The organism is Pseudomonas sp. GL_090, assembly GCF_057837765.1.
The window spans coordinates 2413894-2431774 of sequence record NZ_CM174452.1 but is presented as its reverse complement, the minus strand read 5'-3'; the positions used below and the strand labels follow the sequence as shown (position 1 = coordinate 2431774).

The window sequence follows — 17881 nt, the reverse complement described above, 5'->3', positions numbered from 1 at the left end:
GGGCTTGGATTTTGTATACAAAATCCACATACAAATAAAGCAATCTACCCGATGCAATGTTACCGTTGCCACTTCACACAGGTCGGAGACGTGCGCGTGTTGATCCTCAAATTGCTGGTGATCCCAGGCTTCCTGCTACTGATTTCCCTGGCGGGCAAACGCTGGGGGCCGAGCGTGGCCGGTTGGTTATCGGGGTTGCCGGTAGTGGTCGGACCGATCCTGTTGTTCCTCGCCCTCGAACAAGGCCAGGCGTTCGCCGCGCAATCGGCCACCGCCGCGCTGTCGGCCATGTTCGCGATGATTGCGTTCTGCGTGACTTACGCCCAAGTCGCACAACGGGCCGGATGGCCGCTGGCGCTGCTGATCTCACTGTCGGTCTGGGCACTGGTGGCGGTTGCCCTGTCGCTGATCCCGGCCTCCCTGATGTTTTCGGTGTGCTCCGCCGCCACCGCGCTGCTCGCTGCACCGTACTTGTTCCCCACCGTGCAACCGGTGCTCAGTGGTCCGGCACCGAAGTCCGACAAACTCCTGTTGCGCATGGTGGCCGGTGCGTTGCTCACCCTGATCGTGACTCTGCTGGCCAGCACCGTCGGCGACCGCTGGAGCGGCCTGCTGGCGGTGTTCCCGGTATTGGGCAGCGTGATGGCGGTATTCTCCCAGCAAACCCGTGGCCCGGCCTTCACCGCCGCGCTGTTGTGCGCCACCGCCACCGGCATGTACTCGTTCGCCGCCTTCTGCCTGGTGTTGGCCCTGGCCCTGCCGACGATGGGAATGAACGCTTTTGTACTGGGCGTCGCGGTGTCGGTGGCCATGCTGGGCGTGACCAAGCGTTTGCTGGCGCGGCCGGCGGGCCCGGCGACTGACACTGAAGGAGCAGCCATCAAACGCTAAGCTGCATCAGCTCATCGGGCTGTCCTCAGCATAGGTGGATACTTGGCCAAGGCGACCGCTGGGTAGAGCACACTGGAATGCATCGCAACCTCCATGGGATGATCGCGCCCCACCGCGCGCCCATCCCTGGAGATCCCGATGTCATTGTTGAGTAAAAAAGCCCTTGTCCTTCTGTTGGCCGTCGCTACCGGCCTTGGGGCTTTGAATGCGCAGGCCGCCAAGGCCGCTTCCAGCAATACGCCCGCCCATAAAGTCTCGATGCTCGGCAGCAAGTTCACCTTCAACCTGCCCAAGGGTTTCATCGCCAACCCGCTGCCGGCCAGCCCGGACGGTGCCAGCGGCACCCTGTACAGCAACGAGACCACCAAGACCGTGGTGATTGCCGCTGAAAACACCCTGCCCAACGGTATCAGCGTCAAGGACAACGACGGCGGGTTCCTCGACGGCACCGTGGCCGACTTCGATGCGGCGCAACACAAATCCCTGCCCGACTACAACAAGCTCAGCGAGAAAGCCCTGACCCGGACAAACGGGCTGGGCCTGCGCCAGATCGACGGCACTGCCACCCAGGGCGGTGGCATGACCCTCACCACCACGTTGATGGCGGCATCCGGCACCCGCATGGCGGTGATCCAGGTGATTTCCCGCCCAGGCGACATGGCGGCCCACGAAACCCTGGTCAAACAGATCGTCAGCGGAAAATGAGGCTCAAGGGTTGAGACGCTGCAACCAGGCGCTCAGATCCTGTACCTCGTCGGCACTGATGCTGTGACCGACACCGGGGTAAGCGTGAAACTCGGGCTCGAGTGACACGCTCTGCAACAGGCTGTTGGCTTCGGTGCCGTCGCTCAATGGCAAGCGTTTGTCCTGTTCGCCATGACCGATGAAAATAGCCAGCGACTGGCGTTTTTCATCCGGTTGGAGCTCGGACTTGAGCACCGGCAGAATCCGCCCGCTCAACGCAGCGATCCCGCCGAGCGCCTCGGGATGCCGCAAGCCTGTTTCGTAGGACATGATCGCGCCCTGGCTGAAACCGACCAGGAACACCTTCTCGGGTTCGGTCTGATATTTCTTCGTGGCCTGTGCGACGAAATCCAGCAGCAATTGGCCGCTGGACTTCAGATCATCGGTCTCGCCGTTGTAGGCCCCTTCGCCCTTCTTGCGAAACCACTGGTAGCTACCCTCTTGCATCACCATCGGCGCCCGCACCGACAGGTAGGTGTAGGACTTGGGCAAGCCATCCTTGATATCGAACAGGTCCTGCTCGTTACTGCCGTAACCGTGGAGAAAAATCACCAGGGGTTGATGGGTCGAATCGGCGCTGGCCTGCGCCAGGTACTTGAGCGGCAGGTCGGTTTGCAGCGGGGTTTGGGCGTGGACGGCGGTGGATAGCAAGAGCGTGAGCAGCGCGAGCATCTTCAACATGGGGCTTCCTTCACTGAATGCAGGATTCGGGGAAGAGCCTAACACTGGTCAGTAGGCAGAGGCATCTCTAGCGTGGCGGGTGCCGTCATCGCGAGCAGGCTCGCTCCTACATATGAAATGCATTCCACCGTAGGAGCGAGCCTGCTCGCGATGAGGCCAGGACAGACAGCGAAGTACCTGGATCAGTCGTTGATCAACTTGCCCACCCGAATCGGCTCGCGCCCGGCGACTTTCGCCTGCCAGCTGCCCGGCTGGGTGTAGCGCCCACGGTCGATGGCAAACAGCACGCCACTGGTGCCGGCCTGCACGGTGGTGACCTTGTCGTTCAATGGGTCGACCACCTCGAACAGTGCATCGCCCTTCTCCACCCACTCCCCGGCCTCGCGCAGGAAGCTGACCACGCCGTGATGCGGGGCGAACAGGTACTCGGTGCCTTCGAACGGCATGCCCTCACAGCATTCGGCCGGTGCCGCCGGCCAGGTGCCGGAGATGAAACCCTGCTCGGCGAGGAACCCGAGGATGGCCTCGCAATTGGCCTGGGCCTGGTCGACCCGGGTGTCGCCCATGCTGCCCAGTTCCAGGGTGGTCGCCAGGTTGGCCGGTGGAATCGCCGCCGCCGGGAACGCCCTGGCCAGGCGCAACCATGGCGAAGAACAGGATTCATCGAACGAACTGCCGCCGGAGTCTTCACACAATAGCGCCACGCCGGCCTTCAGGCGCGCCGCCAGGGATTGCCACTGCGGCCAGTGCTGCGGCAATGCGTAGATGTGAATGGCCGCATCGAAATCGCAATGCAGGTCGAGGGTGATGTCGGCGTCGCAGGCATGGCGCAGCAACAGGCGGTGCATGGCTTCCAGCTGCGATGGCGCTGCCGGCAAGCCGTCGAGGACCTGGCCCATGGTCTGACGAATCAGCGCGATGTTGGCTTGGGCATCGTTGCCGAGACGATCACCGATCAACGCGGCCACCGGTGCACTGAGTTCGACGAACGAGCGGTTGAAGTTCTTGCCGCTGCCGAGCTCGAAACGCCCCATGTGGCTGCCTTGCACGTGCTGGTCGAGGCCTATGGGATTGGCCACCGGCACCAGTTCGATCACACCCTTCAATTGTCCCTGCTGTTCAAGTTCGGCCAGGCGTTTCTTCAACTCCCAGGCCGTGCGCATGCCCGGCAATTCGTCGGCGTGCAGGCTGGCCTGGATGTACACCTTGCGCGTGCCCGCGCCATAACGAAACACGCTGAGGGTGCGCTCGCTGCCCAGGTGGCTCCAGGGCAGTTTGTGGTCGATGCGTTGCATGGGGGGACTCCTGATGTCAGAACGGCGAGATCACCTGTGGGAGCGAGCCTGCTCGCGAAAGTGTCATGTCAGGCAACATGGATGTTGAATGTACCGCCGCCTTCGCGAGCAGGCTCGCTCCCACAGGTATCTCGTTTCAATAGAAAGAAAGCACAAAAAAAATGGCAACCGCGCCAACGGTTGCCATTTTTCCAAACGGCTGGATTACTCGCCGTAAACGTCAAACTTGAAGTACTTGTCCTGCACTTGCTTGTACTTGCCGTTGGCGCGGATTTCAGTGATGGCAGTGTTGAACTTGTCCGCCAGTTCCTTATCACCCTTGCGCACGGCAATGCCTGCGCCGCCACCGAAGTATTTCGGATCGTTGTATTCAGGGCCGACGAAAGCGAAACCTTTACCGGCGTCGGTTTTCAGGAAACCGTCGTCCAGGTTGACCGAGTCGGCCAGCAGCGCGTCAATGCGACCGGACACCATGTCCAGGTTGGCTTCCTGCTGGGAGCCGTAGCGCACCAGGACAATGCCCGCCGGTTGCAGCACTTCAGTGGCGAAGCGGTCGTGGGTACTGGCGCGCAGAACACCGACTTTCTTGCCCTTGAGTTCGGTCAGCGGGTCCTTGACGTCGCTGCCTTCCTTCATCACGAAGCGCGCCGGGGTGTGGTAGTACTTGATGGTGAAATCGACGTTCTTCTTGCGGTCGTCAGTGATGGTCATGGACGACAGGATGGCGTCGATTTTCTTGACCTTCAGCGCCGGGATCAGGCCGTCGAACTCTTGCTCGACCCAGGTGCACTTGACTTTCATCTGCTCGCACAGCGCATCGCCGATATCCACGTCGAAACCGGTGAGTTTGCCGTCAGGGGTTTTCATCGAGAATGGCGGGTAGCCGGCTTCGATACCGATGCGGATCGGCTTGGCGTCTGCGGCCACGGCGGTCAGGGACAACAGCGACAGTGCCAGGGCACCGAACATCACTAGCTTCTTCATTTATAACTCCTGTGTGCGGAGGCTTTTATTGGCAGCGTTCGGTCATTGCTTTATGAGCGGGAACCGAAGTGGCCGGCAGTCTAGAGCGGCTACAGGAGGGCAAATTACGCCGAGGCGACAAATATTTACAGAAAAGTGGCACCTGAATAGAGGCGCCAAGGTGAACGCGCCATGAAGGTGCAATGTCTGTCAGACATATCGCGATTTCAGACAAGGCCTACAGGTTTTTCGGCTCAATCCGACAAAACGGGACGACTGGCGATGCCCGGTGATTTGCGGCACATTGAGCGCCCTTGCGTCCCATCGAGAGTAGCGTGATGCCCACGTTGAACCTGATCCAGCACCACCCCGCCGAAGGTCCGGGCGCCATCGCGACCTGGGCCGAATCCCGAGGGCTGACGCTGAAGGCGTTTCGCGCCGACCTCGGTCAATTGCCGCCCGTCAGCGCCGATCCCGTGATCCTGTTGGGCGGGCCTTATGAATCCAACGCCGGCCCTGCCTGGCTGGAAGCCGAACGGCAATGGCTCAGAGGCACGCTGGATCAGGACGCGGCCGTGTTCGCCATTTGCCTGGGTGCGCAGTTGCTGGCGTTGAGCCTGGGCGGGAATGTGCGACGGATGGACCGGACCGAAACCGGATGGACCACCGTGACCTTCATCGATGGGCAAGCGCTGAAGGTGCTGGAGTGGCACGAAGACGCCATCGACCTGCCACCTGCCGCGCAGCTGTTGGCCAGCAGCGAACAATGTGCGCAGCAGATGTACCGCGCCGGGCCTTTGCTGCTGGGGTTGCAGTTTCATCCGGAGTGGAACGCCGAGTCGGTGGCCATGCTCAATGCGCACTTTGGCGATGAGTCGCCGTTGCCCCGGGGCCCGCAGAAGACTGAAGCTTACACAGCAGTCGCCAAGTGGTTAGAGGCGACGCTGGATGAGTGGTGGGCAGCCTCTGCCTGTCGCTGAAATACAGACCTTTGGCGAGGGGGTTTGGGTATCAGCATTCGCAACCGATCACGCTGCTGGCTTGCCGCTGTATCCCGGCACTCAACTCAAACCCTTCATCCAGCCACCCGGTCACGCCGCCGATCATCTCCTTGACCGGATAACCCAGGGCCGCCAGTTTCACTGCCGCCTTGTTGGCGCCGTTGCAATGCGGCCCGGCGCAGTACACCACAAACAGGCTGTTCTTCGGATAACCCGCCAGGCTTTCGGCGCTCAGCAAGCGCCCGGGAATGTTGATCGCTCCCGGTACATGCCCGCGTTCGAACGCCAGCGGACCACGAACATCCACCAGAATGAAATCGACTTCGCCAGCCTGCTGGCTGCCGTGGACGTCGGAACAATCGGTTTCGAAGGTCAGACGGTTGCTGAAATGCATCAGGGCGATGGCCGAGGGGGCGGCGGGAATTTCGCGAACCAGGCTGGTCATGGGCTGTACTCCAAATAAGCGGTGGGTGTGGGAGGACTTTATCCGCCAGCCGCTTGCGGCTACAGTGGCGCACAAGACACTCACCGGGAACTTTCCGCCAAATGCACCCAACCCCAGGAACGGTCGCGATTCTGGCCTACGACGGCCTGTGCACGTTCGAGTTCGGCATCGCCGTGGAGATCTTCGGCCTGCCACGACCTGAATTCGATTTTCCGTGGTACGAGCATCGTATCGTCGCGGTCGATCAAGGTCCGATGCGTGCCATGGGCGGCATCCAGGTCCTGGCCGATGGCGGCATGGAATTGCTCGCCGATGCCCGCACCATCATCATTCCCGGCTGGCGCGACCGCAGCGCCGCGGTGCCCGCAGAACTGATCGCCGCCCTGCGCCAGGCCCATGCGCGGGGGGCGCGGTTGCTGTCGATCTGCTCTGGTGTTTTCGTCCTCGCCGCCACCGGGTTGCTCGACGGCCACGGTGCGACCACGCACTGGCGCTATACTTCGGAACTGGCCGAGCGCTTTCCCGGCATCCTGGTGGACCCGGACGTGCTGTATGTCGATTCCGGCCAATTGATCACCTCCGCCGGCAGCGCGGCAGGCATTGATGCCTGCCTGCACCTGGTGGCGCGGGATTTCGGTACGCAGGTGGCCAATTCCGTGGCCCGGAGGCTGGTCATGTCGCCGCAACGCAGCGGTGGCCAGGCGCAATTCATTCCGACACCGGTCAGTCCCACACCGCGCAGCGATCTTTCCCGCGTCATGCAGTGGGCACGTGAGCGATTGCACGAGCCGCTGGAGGTGCGCGACCTGGCCAGCGAAGCCGCCATGAGCGAACGCACCTTCCTGCGCCGCTTCACCGAAGCCAGCGGCCAGTCACCAAAAACCTGGTTGCAGCACGAACGCCTGGGCCGTGCCCGCGAACTGCTGGAAAGCAGCGACCAGAACACCGAGCAGATTGCCGAGCGTTGTGGTTATCGATCGGTGGAAAGCTTTCGGGTGGCGTTCCGCACGGTGGTGGGCGTGCCGCCTTCGGTGTATCGGGAACGGTTTGGGCGTGGGGGCAATGCTGGTTTTTGAGGTGTTTTCAAAGGCCTCTTCGCGGGCAAGCCCGCTCCCACAGGGAACTGCATTTCAAATGTGCGAGCCTGCTCGCGAAGACGTCAGCCCGGTCACCTCAATTCTCAAGGCTTGCGCAATAAATAGGTATCCATGATCCAGCCATTGGCCAGCCTTGCAGCCTTGCGCACCCGTTCGATTTCATCCGCGACATCCTTGAGCCTGCCGCTGATCAGGATTTCATCCGGCGTCCCCAGATAGGCCCCCCAGTAAATCTCGGTGTCCTGTTCCACCACCTGCCGGTAAGCATCCTGGGCATCGAGCATCACCACCAGGCTGTCGGCATCACTCACCTGCCCTGCCGCCAGACGCCGGCCGGTGGTGATTTCAACGGAGCGGCCAATCTGGTTGAGCGGCACCTTGTGTCGGGCCGCCAACGCCTGGACGCTGGTAATGCCGGGAATCACCTCGAACTCGAACTCACAGGTGCCCGAGGCCTGGATCGTCTGAAGGATGCGGATGGTGCTGTCGTACAGCGCAGGGTCGCCCCACACCAGAAAACCACCACACTGGCTGTCGGACAGTTCTTCGTTGATCAGCCGTTCGAAGGTCCGTTGTTTGGCCAGGTTCAAGTCGTCGACACTGGTCTTGTAGTCCACCTCACCGCGCTCGCGCTCGCGCTCAGGACTGTGGGCTTCGACAAAACGGTAATCGTGGCCGGTGATGTAGCGTTCGCAGATTTCACGGCGCAGATCGATGAGCGTGTCTTTGCTCCGGCCCTTGTCCATGAGAAAAAAAACATCGACCTGATTCAACGCCTTCACCGCTTGCATCGTGATGTAGTCGGGGTTGCCGGCACCGATCCCGATGACCAGGAGTTTTTTCATCACAGCAGGTCCTCGGGGTCGGTGCCCGGCAAGCGCAGTCGCCAGCGGCCATGGAAGCGTAACTCGACAGCCGAGAGAGGTTCGACGTCGATCAGGCTGGACGAAGTCCCCTGCAAGACCTGCGTCAGCGCGGCGCGGATGACAAAGGGATGGGTAATGGCAACGATGTGCCCCGGCGTCGACTGCAGCGCTGTCAACCAGGCGCCCACCCGCTCCTCCAGTTGCACCAGCGACTCACCACCGTGGGGCGCCGAAGCCGGGTCTTCCAGCCAATCCTGGAGCGCCTGGGCTTCAGTTTTTTGCAGCTCACCGATGCGCACACCGCTCCAGCGCCCGAAGTCGCAGTCCCTCAGCGCGTCGACAATCTCCGACTCGCTGCCGAACAGTTCCGCGGTTTGCCGGGTGCGCAACTCCGGGCCGCAGACAAGACGTGGAGCGCCCTTGAACGGGTTGCAACGGGAAAGCCTGAGCGCTTGCCAATCCATCTCCAGAGGTTCGTCCAGAGGAAAACGCGCCAATTTCTGTGCGACAGTTCGCGCATGGCAAATCAGGGTTAAACGGGTTGCCTGCACCAGTAATCACTCCAGGGATGGAAAGGAACAGCGGCGTCAGGTAAGCGCCATCACGCAATTGTGCCGCAAGAAAGCAGGCCCGGGTGGTGTTTAATTTTCCTGCTCGAAACAGATTCCTACAGTCATTTCCTGCCAGACTTTCTGTCATGGCTGACCGCAACGCAGGCAATCACCTACAAGACTTTACGACATCGCCGTAGCCCTTTAGCACAGGCATTTCGCCCCTTTTTCGGGCACGAGCAGACCACGCGAAAATTCACTAGACAGGCAGTACGCGATGATCAAATACTCCTTTCAACGGACTGTTAAAACACTTGCCACGCTTATCCAGCAGGAGCCCGGATGCCTTTTTTCGAACACCCGATCAACGCGTCTGGCCAGGCATCGCCTGCGGCCGAACCACCCGTTCCTCGTTTAATGCGGTCCATCCCGGGAAACACCCGATAAGAAAAAGCGTGGCGCCTGACAACGTTCAGACGACCACCGATTTAATGTGTGGAAAAACCGACAGTGATAGTCAGGTTCGGCTCCAATCGCCGAATCGTTTGATACAGGAGTGTCTCCATGCTGGTCTTGCGTCCAGTCGAGTTGGCCGACCTGCCCCAGTTGCAGAGGCTCGCCCGTGAAAGCCTCGTGGGCGTCACGTCCCTGCCCGACGATAGCGAACGGTTACGTGGAAAAATCCTCGATTCCTGTGCCTCGTTCGAAAAGAACGTCGAGACTCATGGCCCGGAAAACTATTTTTTTGTACTCGAGGACCTGACGACAGGGCACCTGGCCGGCTGCTCGGAAATCCTCGCCACGGCGGGGTACAACGAGCCGTTTTACAGCCTGCGCAACCGGCACTTCACCAGTGCCTCGCGGGAACTGAACATCGAGCACGGCGTACCGGCCTTGTCGTTGTGTCACGACCTCAGTGGCCATACCTTGCTGCGGGGCTTCCATATCGATGCCGCGCGGGTGCGCAGTGCGCATTCCGAATTGCTGTCGCGGGCGCGCCTGCTGTTCATCGCCGCCCACGCCCGGCGTTTTTCCGACACGGTCATCACCGAGATCGTCGGCTACAGCAGCGATGAAGGCCACTCACCCTTTTGGGACGCCGTGGGCAAGCATTTCTTCGACTTGCCCTACGTCGAGGCCGAACGGCTTTGCGGCCTGCAGAGCCGCACCTTTCTCGCCGAGCTGATGCCGCAGTATCCGATCTACGTGCCCATGCTGAGCCAGGCGGCGCAGGACTGCATCGGCAGCATCCATCCCGATGGCCAGGAGGCCTTCGATATCCTCGAACGGGAAGGCTTCGAAACCAACAGCTACATCGATCTGTTCGATGGCGGCCCGACACTTTACGCGCGCACCTCGGGCATTCGCTCCATCGCCTACAGCCAGTGCGGCGTAACGCAGCCTGGCCCGGTGATCGATGCCCGTGGCTGTTTTCTGGTGAGCAACGATTCCTTGAAGGATTATCGGGCCATCGTCGTCGATCTTGACTACATCCCCGGGCAACCCGTGAGGCTGGACGCCGCCATGTACGAGGCGCTGAAGGTGACCGAGGGCAGCCCCATCAGGCTGGTGGCCCTGTGAATATCCAGCAGATTCAACGCCCGAGTACACGCGCACAAGGAACCGCCGCATGATTGTCCGTCCGGTCCAGATCACCGACCTGCCCGCCCTGCTCACGCTGGTGCGTCAGGCCGTTCCGGGGCTTACCAGCCTGCCGGCCGACGAAGAGCGCCTGGCCCACCGGATTCGCTGGGCCCAACGCACCTTTGCCGGGCAGGTCGATCGGGCCGATGCCGATTACCTGTTCGTGCTTGAAGACGACGAGCAGCAAGTCGTGGGCGTCAGCGCCCTGACAGGTGGCATCGGTCTGCGTGAGCCCTGGTACAACTACCGGGTCGGACTGACGGTCAGCGCTTCGGCGGACCTGGGTATCCAGCGCCAGATCCCGACCCTGTTTCTGAGCAATGAATTGACCGGGCAATCGGAAGTCTGCTCGTTGTACCTGCGCCCCGACCAGCGCCAGGGCAGCAACGGCCGTTTGCTTTCCCTCGCACGCCTGGTGTTTGTGGCCGAGTTTGCCCAGTTGTTCGGCAACCGGCTCATCGCCGAATTACGCGGCAGCGCTGACGAACGAGGTGGCTCGCCGTTCTGGGACAGCCTTGGCCGGCACTTTTTCAAAATGGATTTCAGTCACGCCGATCACTTGTCCGGGTTGGGCAATAAATCCTTCATCGCCGAACTGATGCCGCGCCAGCCGCTGTACACCTGCCTGCTCACCGAACAGGCCCGGGCGGTGATCGGCAAGGCCCACCCCAATACCGAGCCGGCCCTGAAAATCCTCACCGCCGAAGGTTTTGCCCACAAGGGCTACATCGATATCTTCGATGGCGGACCGGTCATCGAAGCCCCGGTTTCCGGGATCCGTACCGTACGCGACAGCCAACCGCTGCTTCTGGCCATCGGCGCGCCGGACGATAAAGCGCCCCTCTGGCTGATCCACAATCGCCGCCTGGAAAACTGCCGCATCACCTGCGCCCCGGCCCGCCAGGTGGGCAACAGCCTGGTGCTCGATCGCCTGACCGCCAAGCGCTTGCAGCTGCAACCCGGTGACTCGGTGCGAGCCGTACCGCTGCTTGACCAACGGCAACAGGCCGTGGCGGCGTGACTATCAGTTCGATCGCTGCGACGTCAATCGGCCTAACCCAGAAAATTCGTCATCATTCTCCCCCGGCGCGCGTGATAGCCTTTTATTTCTTCGGCGTTGACACTTTTGCTCAAGCCCTTCCATTCCATTGGTGGAACTCATATGTCCAGGCTTTCCCATCAAGATTTGCGCCGCAATTTTCGCCAACTGTTCGCCTCCGACACCTGCTACCACACGGCCTCGGTGTTCGACCCGATGTCGGCCCGCATCGCCGCCGACCTGGGCTTCGAAGTCGGGATTCTCGGGGGGTCGGTCGCTTCGCTGCAAGTGCTGGGCGCCCCCGACTTTGCCCTGATCACCCTCAGCGAATTCGCTGAGCAGGCCACCCGCATCGGCCGTGTCGCCCAGTTGCCGGTGATCGCCGACGCCGACCACGGCTACGGCAACGCACTCAACGTCATGCGCACCATCGTCGAACTCGAACGGGCCGGGGTCGCCGCGCTGACCATCGAAGACACCCTGCTGCCCGCGCAGTTTGGCCGCAAATCCACCGACCTGATCACGGTCGCCGAAGGCGTCGGCAAGATCCGCGCGGCGCTCGAAGCCCGCTGCGATTCGGAAATGGCAATCATCGCCCGCACCCACGCCGGGATTCTGCCGGTGCAGGAAATCATCAGCCGCACCCGGCAATACCAGAACGCCGGGGCCGACGGGATCTGCATGGTCGGTATCAAGGATTTTGACCATCTGGAGCAGATCGCCGAGCACCTGAGCGTGCCGCTGATGCTGGTGACCTACGGCAATCCGCTGCTGCGCGATGACAAGCGCCTGGCCGAACTGGGTGTGCGCGTGACCATCGACGGTCATGGCGCGTACTTCGCCGCGATCAAAGCGACCTACGACAGCCTGCGCGAGCAACGCCAGATCCTGACCCAGACATCGGACCTGAGCGCCACCGAGCTGACGCACACCTACACGCAACCCGAGGAATACATCCGCTTCGCGCAAGAGTTCATGAGCGTGAAGGAATGACGGTTTAAACCGACACATCGCCATCGCGAGCAGGCTCGCTCCCACAGGTGATCGCGGGTGTACGCAAATCATGTGTTCACCGAAAATCCTCTGTGGGAGCGAGCCTGCTCGCGATGAGGCCTCCACAGCCAACATCCAGATCGCCAGACACTCAGCCATCGCGAGCAGGCTCGCTCCCACAGGTGTTGCGGCGGACAATCACACCGAGTCGAGCAGTTCGCGATAGGGTTTCCCGTTACCGCAGCAGATCACCCGATTACGCCCGGTGGTCTTGGCTTCGTATAGCGCGTGATCGGCGTCATTGAGCCAAAGCGTCGCGTCGGCGTGGGCCGGGTTGAATGATGCCAGGCCAATGCTCAGGCTGACTTTCAGCGCCGGACTCTGCTCGTACCCCAAGGTGGCGAAACGATCGCGCAAGGCATCCATGACGGCGATGGCGCGGTTCAGGGGCAGGTCTGGAAGGATCACGCAGAATTCGTCACCGCCGTAGCGCCCTGCCACATCGGTCGCTCGCAGGTTCTGCTTGAGCATCTTGCTCAACTGACGCAGGACGATGTCGCCGGCAACATGGCCGTAGGTATCGTTGATGGTTTTGAAATGGTCGATGTCGATCAGGGCGATCGCCCCACCTTTTTGCTGGCGTTTGCAACGCAGGAACTCGATCTCCAGCTGGTCCTTCCAGGTGCCATGGTTCAGCAGGCCCGTCAGGCTGTCGGTGCGGCTCAGTGCCAGCAGTTCACGCTTCTGACAGCCGAGGGTATGGGCCTGGCGGAAGCAGATCCAGCCCAGCGCCAATGGATACAGGCACAGCAACGGCAAACAGGCATAGAGCTGCACCGCGCTGGTGGCAGGAATGAACGCCGGGGCGAAAATCAGCAGGCCAACGCCCACGCCCAGGATTTGCACGGCTGTTCCGGCCAGCAGGAAGCGCAAGCCGCCTATGGCCACGTTGTTCATGGCCATCATGGAAATGGTGGTCGCGCTGGGCAGTGGATTGAATTGCATCGCGGCAATCCAGAAGCCGCCGAGAAAAGCATCGATCAGCAGATTGCGGTGTTCGGCATGATAGGGCGTCCTGGCCCTGCGCGCCCATTGGTAAGCCAGATGCGGCCAGACCAGGCCATTGAACCACATGAATCCCCAGACCCAGGGCGCCGGATCGAGTGGATACATTGCCGCGCTCACACACACCAGCCCCAGGGCCAACCCCAGGATCCGTGATGTATAGAGCCTCCTGGCCAATGAAAGTCCCTTTCCTCCCGTTTTTGCCATAGGGCCTCTGTGCCACTCGACGGAATGTGATTACAGCCTGTGCCTGTGCGCTGGAGTCTATCAGGGCGAGATCAAATAGCCATCACCGACTGACAGGCTGAATATCGCGGCATCACGCTCACATAAAAGCAAAGGCCTCACCCCGGAAACAGCTATACATGAAAGAAGGGGTTGATCGATGACCATAAGAGGAGGCCCATGCAGACCTTTCAAGTATTGATCATCGGCAGCGGGTTTGGCGGCCAATGTGCAGCAATCAATTTGCTCAAGGCCGGCATCGCCGATTTCCGCCTGCTGGAGCGGCGGGATTTCTTCGGCGGCACCTGGTGCCAGAACACCTACCCCGGCGCGGCAGTCGACGTGCCCTCGCCGCTGTACTCCCTGTCTTTCGCCCCGTATCGCTGGACACAAATGTTCGCCGAACAGGCCGAACTGCACCGCTACACCCGCCACGTGGTAGAGCGCTTCGGCCTGCGGAACAAGGTGGAACTGGACGCCAATGTCGAACGCGTCGAATGGGACGACACCCACAAACGCTGGACGGTATACACCGCCGGCAAAGGCACGTTTTGCGCGCAGTTCCTGATCAACGCGACCGGGCCCCTGAGCCAACCGGTGGTCCCTCGCTTCGATGGACAGGAACGCTTCCAGGGCAGGACGTTCCACACCAACAACTGGGACCACAGCTACGACTATCGGCAAAAACGCGTGGCCATCGTCGGCAGCGGCGCCAGTGCGGCCCAGGTCATTCCGGCCATCGCCCCGGACGTCGAGCACTTGCATGTGTTCCAGCGCACGCCCCACTGGGTCTTGCCCCGGGCTGACCGCCGCTTTGGCCGTTTCCAGCGCTGGCTGCTGGGGTTCAAGCCGGCCTACAAGCTGTTGCGCTGGGGGATCTACTGGCAATTCGAAACCCGGGTGATTGCCTTCAAGTATTCGAAGCCGGCGGTACACATGGTCCAGCGCCAGGCCCTGCGCTTTCTGAAACGCCAGGTGCCGGACGCCGAGCTACGGCGCAAGCTGACGCCGGACTACACCATCGGCTGCAAACGGGTAATCCTGTCCAGCACCTTGTACCCGGCACTGGCGCGCGACAACGTGACACTGTACAGCCGCGAGCAAGGCATCGCATCCATCGACGAAACCGGCATCGTGACCCTGGACGGTCAGCACATAGAGCTGGACCTGATCGTCTGGTCCACCGGCTACGATGCCACCGACGGGGTGATTTCCTACCCGGTAACAGGCAAAAACGGCACCCGTCTCAAGGAGGTCTGGGCGCAGTATCCGCGGGCCTACCTCGGCACCGCCCTGCCCGACTTTCCCAACCTGTTCATCGTCACCGGGCCGAACACCGGCATCGGCCACACCTCGGCGCTGTTCATCATCGAATCCCAGATGAATTACATCCTCGACTGCATTCGCACCTTGAAGTCTCAAGGTTTACGCAGTATCGAGGTTCGCCATGAGGCGGAACGTACCTACACTGAAAAGATCCACCGGGAAATGGAACGCACCGTGTGGAAATCCGGTGGTTGCCACAGTTGGTATCAAAGCAAGAGCGGTCATGTGATTGCCATGTTTCCGGGATTCAGCTTCAGCTTTCATCGCTTGACCCGAGCGCTGAAACCCGCCGATCACATTTTGTCCTGAGCAGATAGAAGGGAGACGCGTGATGCTTTTGTTGTTCGTCGTTCTCGCAGTGTTCGTCGCCTGGAGCTGGCTGACCTACCCGGCCATCGGCTACTGGCTCTATGACTTGAGCATGGCGGCCGAGGCCAAGCTGTACCGGCTGCACAAGATCGTCGTGCCCATCCCCGAGATGACCGTCTCGACCTGGCAAGGCGGGCCGTACGAAGCCACCAGCAGTGTGCTGATGCTCCATGGCTTCAGCGCCGACAAGAACCTCTGGCTGCGTTTCGCCCGGCACTTTGTCGGCAGCCATCGAGTGATCATTCCGGACATCGCCGGCCATGGCGAAACCGGCTTCAAGGCGGGCGGAGGCTACGACATCCCGCTACAGGCCAAGCGCATGATCCAGCTGCTGGACGTGTGCGGCGTGGAGAAGGTCCATGTCATCGGCAACTCCATGGGCGGCTACATCGCGGCCTGGCTCGCGGCCACGTATCCGGAACGCATTGTGTCCGTGGCCCTGATCGACCCGGCCGGGGTCACCGCGCCCGAGCCCAGTGACCTTGAGCGGCATTTGGCCAAGGGCCATAACCCGTTTCTGATTCATTCGCGGGAAGAATTCCAGCGCTTCTACGCCATGACCATGGCTTCGCCGCCCTGGGTACCGAAACTGGTGCTCGATGCCGTCGCCCAGCGCTATGAACAGTCCCGCGAGGAACTGGAAGAAATCTTCCGCGAATTTCGCGCCAGCCCGCCGATGGAACCGCACCTGCCCGACATTGCCGCCCCGGCGCTGTTGCTGTGGGGGCGCAAGGACCGGTTGATCGACGTCAGTAGCGTGGCGGTCTGGAGCAAGGGCATCGCCGACCTGCGCGTGCATATCTGGGACGCCATCGGGCACATGCCCATGGTGGAAGCGCCCTACGGTTCGGCGCGCCTGTATCGCGAGTTTTTGGCATCGCTGCGTTCGGAGAGCCCACAGGATCAACGACTGCACTAGGCATGTAGTCGTTTAAAGAATGAAGTTCGTCAGAAACTTCGTTTGCCGGCGTTGCGCAAGGCTGCGATCTTTCGTCCATCCTTTACGTCACCGCGCCAGGAATCCTGTTCATGAACCACCCGAACTTCGTCAGCCCTGACCTGATCCGCCAACGCTTTTCCAAAGCGATGTCCGACATGTACCGCGAGGAAGTGCCGTTGTACGGCGCATTGATGGAACTGGTGGAACAGACCAACCGTCACGTGCTGGACAGCGATGGGCAAATCCTGCGGCAACTCACCAGCACCGGCGAAATCGAACGCCTGGACCTGGAACGTCATGGGGCGATCCGCGTCGGCACAGCTGGTGAACTGGCGACCCTCGCCCGCCTGTTCGCGGTGATGGGCATGCAACCGGTGGGTTACTACGACCTGACACCGGCCGGCGTGCCGGTGCATTCCACGGCATTTCGCGCAGTGCATGAAGCGTCGCTGCAGGTCAGCCCGTTCCGGGTGTTCACCTCGCTGTTGCGCCTGGAACTGATCGAAGATCTGGAGCTACGAGCGTTCGCCCAGTCGATGCTCGACCAGCGCTCGATCTTCACCCCCACGGCCCTCACGCTTATCGAACGCGCCGAATCCCGGGGTGGCCTGACCGAGCAGGAAGCCCAGGAATTCGTCGAACAGGCACTGGAAACGTTTCGCTGGCACCACAGCGCCACCGTCACCGCCGAACAGTATCGACAGCTCAGCGCCCAGCATCGCCTGATCGCCGACGTAGTGGCGTTCAAGGGCCCGCACATCAACCACCTGACACCGCGGACCCTGGACATCGACATCGTGCAGGCGCAGATGCCGGCCCATGGCATCACCCCCAAAGCGGTGATCGAAGGCCCGCCTCGCCGCCAGTGCCCGATCCTGCTGCGCCAGACCAGCTTCAAGGCCCTGGACGAGCCGATAGCCTTCACCGATCAAAGCGAGGCGCGCGGCAGCCACAGCGCCCGGTTTGGCGAGATCGAACAGCGCGGTGCCGCCCTCACGCCCAAAGGCCGTGCACTCTACGACCGCTTGCTCAATGCCGCGCGGGACGAACTCAAGGACTTCCCCAACGAAACCAACGCCGCGCGCTACAACGCCCTGATGGCGCAGCATTTCAGCGAGTTCCCTGACACCTGGGAAGGCATGCGCCAACAGGGCCTGGCTTACTTTCGCTACTTCGTGACAGAAAACGGCCTGGCGGCGGGCGACCTGAAAAACGCCGCACTGGAAGACCTGCTCAGCGACGGCTACCTGCGGGTTGAACCACTGGTGTACGAAGACTTCCTGCCGGTCAGCGCGGCGGGGATCTTTCAGTCAAACCTGGGGGACGCGGCGCAAACCCGTTACGGCGCCCATGCCAATCAGCAGGCGTTCGAACAGGCCTTGGGGCGTTCGACGATCGATGAGTTGGAACTGTATGCCGAGAGCCAGCGGCGTTCGATCGAACAGTGTTTCGCCGCGCTGGCCGATGTTGCTCAAGTCAATAAAAAACATGACTGAATGATTTGTCACCACTCAATAAAAACGGGCGACCTGCAGGCCGCCCGTTTTTATGTCCAAAACTTTCAATACAACAAATAAAGTGTTCGCCCAGTGCAATGGCCTCGGCAATCCATGCACTGGTAAAGAGCCCTGACACTGGGCGAACGGAAAGTATTTTAGTAGAAGCGAATTAATATGTCCGTACTGCAAAGATGAAATTTATCGACACAATGTTTAACAAAGATGTCGATTTAAATACTATGCAACA

17 protein-coding genes are annotated in these 17881 nt (G+C 61.1%); 10 read left to right on the top strand and 7 right to left on the bottom strand.

Translation table 11 applies throughout. The features are described 5' to 3' along the window. The first annotated feature begins 96 nt into the window (after positions 1 to 96). Both AC3ITA_RS10880 and AC3ITA_RS10875 read left to right on the top strand, forming a co-directional pair. Positions 97 to 891 carry a hypothetical protein gene (locus AC3ITA_RS10880; protein ID WP_095945679.1) on the top strand — a complete coding sequence of 265 codons (795 nt, stop codon included), beginning with the start codon at positions 97 to 99 and terminating at the stop codon, positions 889 to 891. Positions 892 to 1029: 138 nt separating this feature from the next. Next, complete coding sequence (locus tag AC3ITA_RS10875; RefSeq protein ID WP_095945678.1) at positions 1030 to 1596, top strand: DcrB/PsbP domain-containing protein; 567 nt, start codon at positions 1030 to 1032, stop codon at positions 1594 to 1596. A 3-nt stretch (positions 1597 to 1599) separates the two neighbouring features. Here the strand turns inward: AC3ITA_RS10875 and AC3ITA_RS10870 are convergent, their stop codons facing one another. From AC3ITA_RS10870 to AC3ITA_RS10860, 3 genes are all read right to left on the bottom strand, one after another. Beyond that, positions 1600 to 2316 carry an alpha/beta hydrolase gene (locus tag AC3ITA_RS10870; RefSeq protein WP_095945677.1) on the bottom strand — a complete coding sequence of 239 codons (717 nt, stop codon included), beginning with the start codon at positions 2314 to 2316 and terminating at the stop codon, positions 1600 to 1602. 182 nt (positions 2317 to 2498) lie between these two features. Next, positions 2499 to 3611 (bottom strand): succinylglutamate desuccinylase/aspartoacylase family protein, encoded by a 1113-nt coding sequence (locus AC3ITA_RS10865; RefSeq protein ID WP_095945676.1) that lies wholly within the window; start codon positions 3609 to 3611, stop codon positions 2499 to 2501. A gap of 204 nt (positions 3612 to 3815) precedes the next feature. Further along, entirely contained in the window at positions 3816 to 4595 is a 780-nt protein-coding gene (locus AC3ITA_RS10860) for an ABC transporter substrate-binding protein (protein ID WP_095945675.1), read from the bottom strand. Between the two features lie 317 nt (positions 4596 to 4912). On the opposite strand from AC3ITA_RS10860, the gene AC3ITA_RS10855 reads away from it, so the two are divergent. Further along, the gene (locus AC3ITA_RS10855; protein ID WP_095945674.1) at positions 4913 to 5554 is read left to right on the top strand and encodes a type 1 glutamine amidotransferase; all 642 of its coding nucleotides are present in this window, start codon (positions 4913 to 4915) and stop codon (positions 5552 to 5554) included. A 31-nt stretch (positions 5555 to 5585) separates the two neighbouring features. On the opposite strand, the gene AC3ITA_RS10850 is transcribed toward AC3ITA_RS10855, so the two are convergent. Beyond that, complete coding sequence (locus tag AC3ITA_RS10850; RefSeq protein ID WP_095945673.1) at positions 5586 to 6020, bottom strand: rhodanese-like domain-containing protein; 435 nt, start codon at positions 6018 to 6020, stop codon at positions 5586 to 5588. A 101-nt stretch (positions 6021 to 6121) separates the two neighbouring features. On the opposite strand from AC3ITA_RS10850, the gene ftrA reads away from it, so the two are divergent. Continuing rightward, complete coding sequence (gene ftrA / locus AC3ITA_RS10845; RefSeq protein WP_489280255.1) at positions 6122 to 7096, top strand: transcriptional regulator FtrA; 975 nt, start codon at positions 6122 to 6124, stop codon at positions 7094 to 7096. Positions 7097 to 7200: 104 nt separating this feature from the next. On the opposite strand, the gene cobF is transcribed toward ftrA, so the two are convergent. Together cobF and AC3ITA_RS10835 are read right to left on the bottom strand one after the other, a co-directional pair. Beyond that, the gene (cobF, locus tag AC3ITA_RS10840) at positions 7201 to 7962 is read right to left on the bottom strand and encodes a precorrin-6A synthase (deacetylating) (protein ID WP_489280253.1); all 762 of its coding nucleotides are present in this window, start codon (positions 7960 to 7962) and stop codon (positions 7201 to 7203) included. Continuing rightward, complete coding sequence (locus tag AC3ITA_RS10835; RefSeq protein WP_095945670.1) at positions 7962 to 8534, bottom strand: histidine phosphatase family protein; 573 nt, start codon at positions 8532 to 8534, stop codon at positions 7962 to 7964. Before AC3ITA_RS10835 ends, cobF begins: the two co-directional genes overlap by 1 nt. A gap of 564 nt (positions 8535 to 9098) precedes the next feature. On the opposite strand from AC3ITA_RS10835, the gene AC3ITA_RS10830 reads away from it, so the two are divergent. The 3 genes from AC3ITA_RS10830 to AC3ITA_RS10820 all read left to right on the top strand — a co-directional run bounded on the left by AC3ITA_RS10830 (position 9099) and on the right by AC3ITA_RS10820 (position 12210). Continuing rightward, positions 9099 to 10115: an arginine N-succinyltransferase gene (locus tag AC3ITA_RS10830; RefSeq protein WP_489280250.1), complete on the top strand. Its 1017-nt coding sequence runs from the start codon at positions 9099 to 9101 to the stop codon at positions 10113 to 10115. Positions 10116 to 10164: 49 nt separating this feature from the next. After that, positions 10165 to 11199 carry an arginine N-succinyltransferase gene (astA, locus tag AC3ITA_RS10825; RefSeq protein WP_095945668.1) on the top strand — a complete coding sequence of 345 codons (1035 nt, stop codon included), beginning with the start codon at positions 10165 to 10167 and terminating at the stop codon, positions 11197 to 11199. A gap of 141 nt (positions 11200 to 11340) precedes the next feature. Then, positions 11341 to 12210 (top strand): isocitrate lyase/PEP mutase family protein, encoded by an 870-nt coding sequence (locus AC3ITA_RS10820; RefSeq protein WP_095945667.1) that lies wholly within the window; start codon positions 11341 to 11343, stop codon positions 12208 to 12210. Between the two features lie 198 nt (positions 12211 to 12408). Here the strand turns inward: AC3ITA_RS10820 and AC3ITA_RS10815 are convergent, their stop codons facing one another. Continuing rightward, a complete protein-coding gene (locus AC3ITA_RS10815) occupies positions 12409 to 13482 on the bottom strand; it encodes a diguanylate cyclase (protein ID WP_150674093.1) in 1074 nt (357 codons plus the stop codon). 198 nt (positions 13483 to 13680) lie between these two features. On the opposite strand from AC3ITA_RS10815, the gene AC3ITA_RS10810 reads away from it, so the two are divergent. The 3 genes from AC3ITA_RS10810 (at position 13681) to hglS (ending at position 17631) form a co-directional block, all read left to right on the top strand. Further along, on the top strand, positions 13681 to 15135 hold the full coding sequence (locus AC3ITA_RS10810; protein WP_414927719.1) for a flavin-containing monooxygenase: 1455 nt from the start codon (positions 13681 to 13683) through the stop codon (positions 15133 to 15135). A 22-nt stretch (positions 15136 to 15157) separates the two neighbouring features. After that, a complete protein-coding gene (locus AC3ITA_RS10805; protein WP_095945664.1) occupies positions 15158 to 16114 on the top strand; it encodes an alpha/beta fold hydrolase in 957 nt (318 codons plus the stop codon). Positions 16115 to 16224: 110 nt separating this feature from the next. Next, positions 16225 to 17631, top strand: coding sequence for a 2-oxoadipate dioxygenase/decarboxylase HglS (hglS, locus tag AC3ITA_RS10800; RefSeq protein WP_489280247.1), 1407 nt, complete (start codon positions 16225 to 16227; stop codon positions 17629 to 17631). The last annotated feature ends 250 nt before the right edge of the window (positions 17632 to 17881 follow it).

Bases quoted from the DNA above. Each gene is read 5' to 3' on its own strand.
- AC3ITA_RS10875 (WP_095945678.1), top strand. From the start codon at position 1,030: ATGTCATTGTTGAGTAAAAAAGCCCTTGTCCTTCTGTTGGCCGTCGCT.
- AC3ITA_RS10870 (WP_095945677.1), bottom strand. From the start codon at position 2,316: ATGTTGAAGATGCTCGCGCTGCTCACGCTCTTGCTATCCACCGCCGTC.
- AC3ITA_RS10865 (WP_095945676.1), bottom strand. From the start codon at position 3,611: ATGCAACGCATCGACCACAAACTGCCCTGGAGCCACCTGGGCAGCGAG.
- AC3ITA_RS10860 (WP_095945675.1), bottom strand. From the start codon at position 4,595: ATGAAGAAGCTAGTGATGTTCGGTGCCCTGGCACTGTCGCTGTTGTCC.
- AC3ITA_RS10855 (WP_095945674.1), top strand. From the start codon at position 4,913: ATGCCCACGTTGAACCTGATCCAGCACCACCCCGCCGAAGGTCCGGGC.
- AC3ITA_RS10850 (WP_095945673.1), bottom strand. From the start codon at position 6,020: ATGACCAGCCTGGTTCGCGAAATTCCCGCCGCCCCCTCGGCCATCGCC.
- ftrA (WP_489280255.1), top strand. From the start codon at position 6,122: ATGCACCCAACCCCAGGAACGGTCGCGATTCTGGCCTACGACGGCCTG.
- cobF (WP_489280253.1), bottom strand. From the start codon at position 7,962: ATGAAAAAACTCCTGGTCATCGGGATCGGTGCCGGCAACCCCGACTAC.
- AC3ITA_RS10830 (WP_489280250.1), top strand. From the start codon at position 9,099: ATGCTGGTCTTGCGTCCAGTCGAGTTGGCCGACCTGCCCCAGTTGCAG.
- astA (WP_095945668.1), top strand. From the start codon at position 10,165: ATGATTGTCCGTCCGGTCCAGATCACCGACCTGCCCGCCCTGCTCACG.
- AC3ITA_RS10820 (WP_095945667.1), top strand. From the start codon at position 11,341: ATGTCCAGGCTTTCCCATCAAGATTTGCGCCGCAATTTTCGCCAACTG.
- AC3ITA_RS10815 (WP_150674093.1), bottom strand. From the start codon at position 13,482: ATGGCAAAAACGGGAGGAAAGGGACTTTCATTGGCCAGGAGGCTCTAT.
- AC3ITA_RS10810 (WP_414927719.1), top strand. From the start codon at position 13,681: ATGCAGACCTTTCAAGTATTGATCATCGGCAGCGGGTTTGGCGGCCAA.
- AC3ITA_RS10805 (WP_095945664.1), top strand. From the start codon at position 15,158: ATGCTTTTGTTGTTCGTCGTTCTCGCAGTGTTCGTCGCCTGGAGCTGG.
- hglS (WP_489280247.1), top strand. From the start codon at position 16,225: ATGAACCACCCGAACTTCGTCAGCCCTGACCTGATCCGCCAACGCTTT.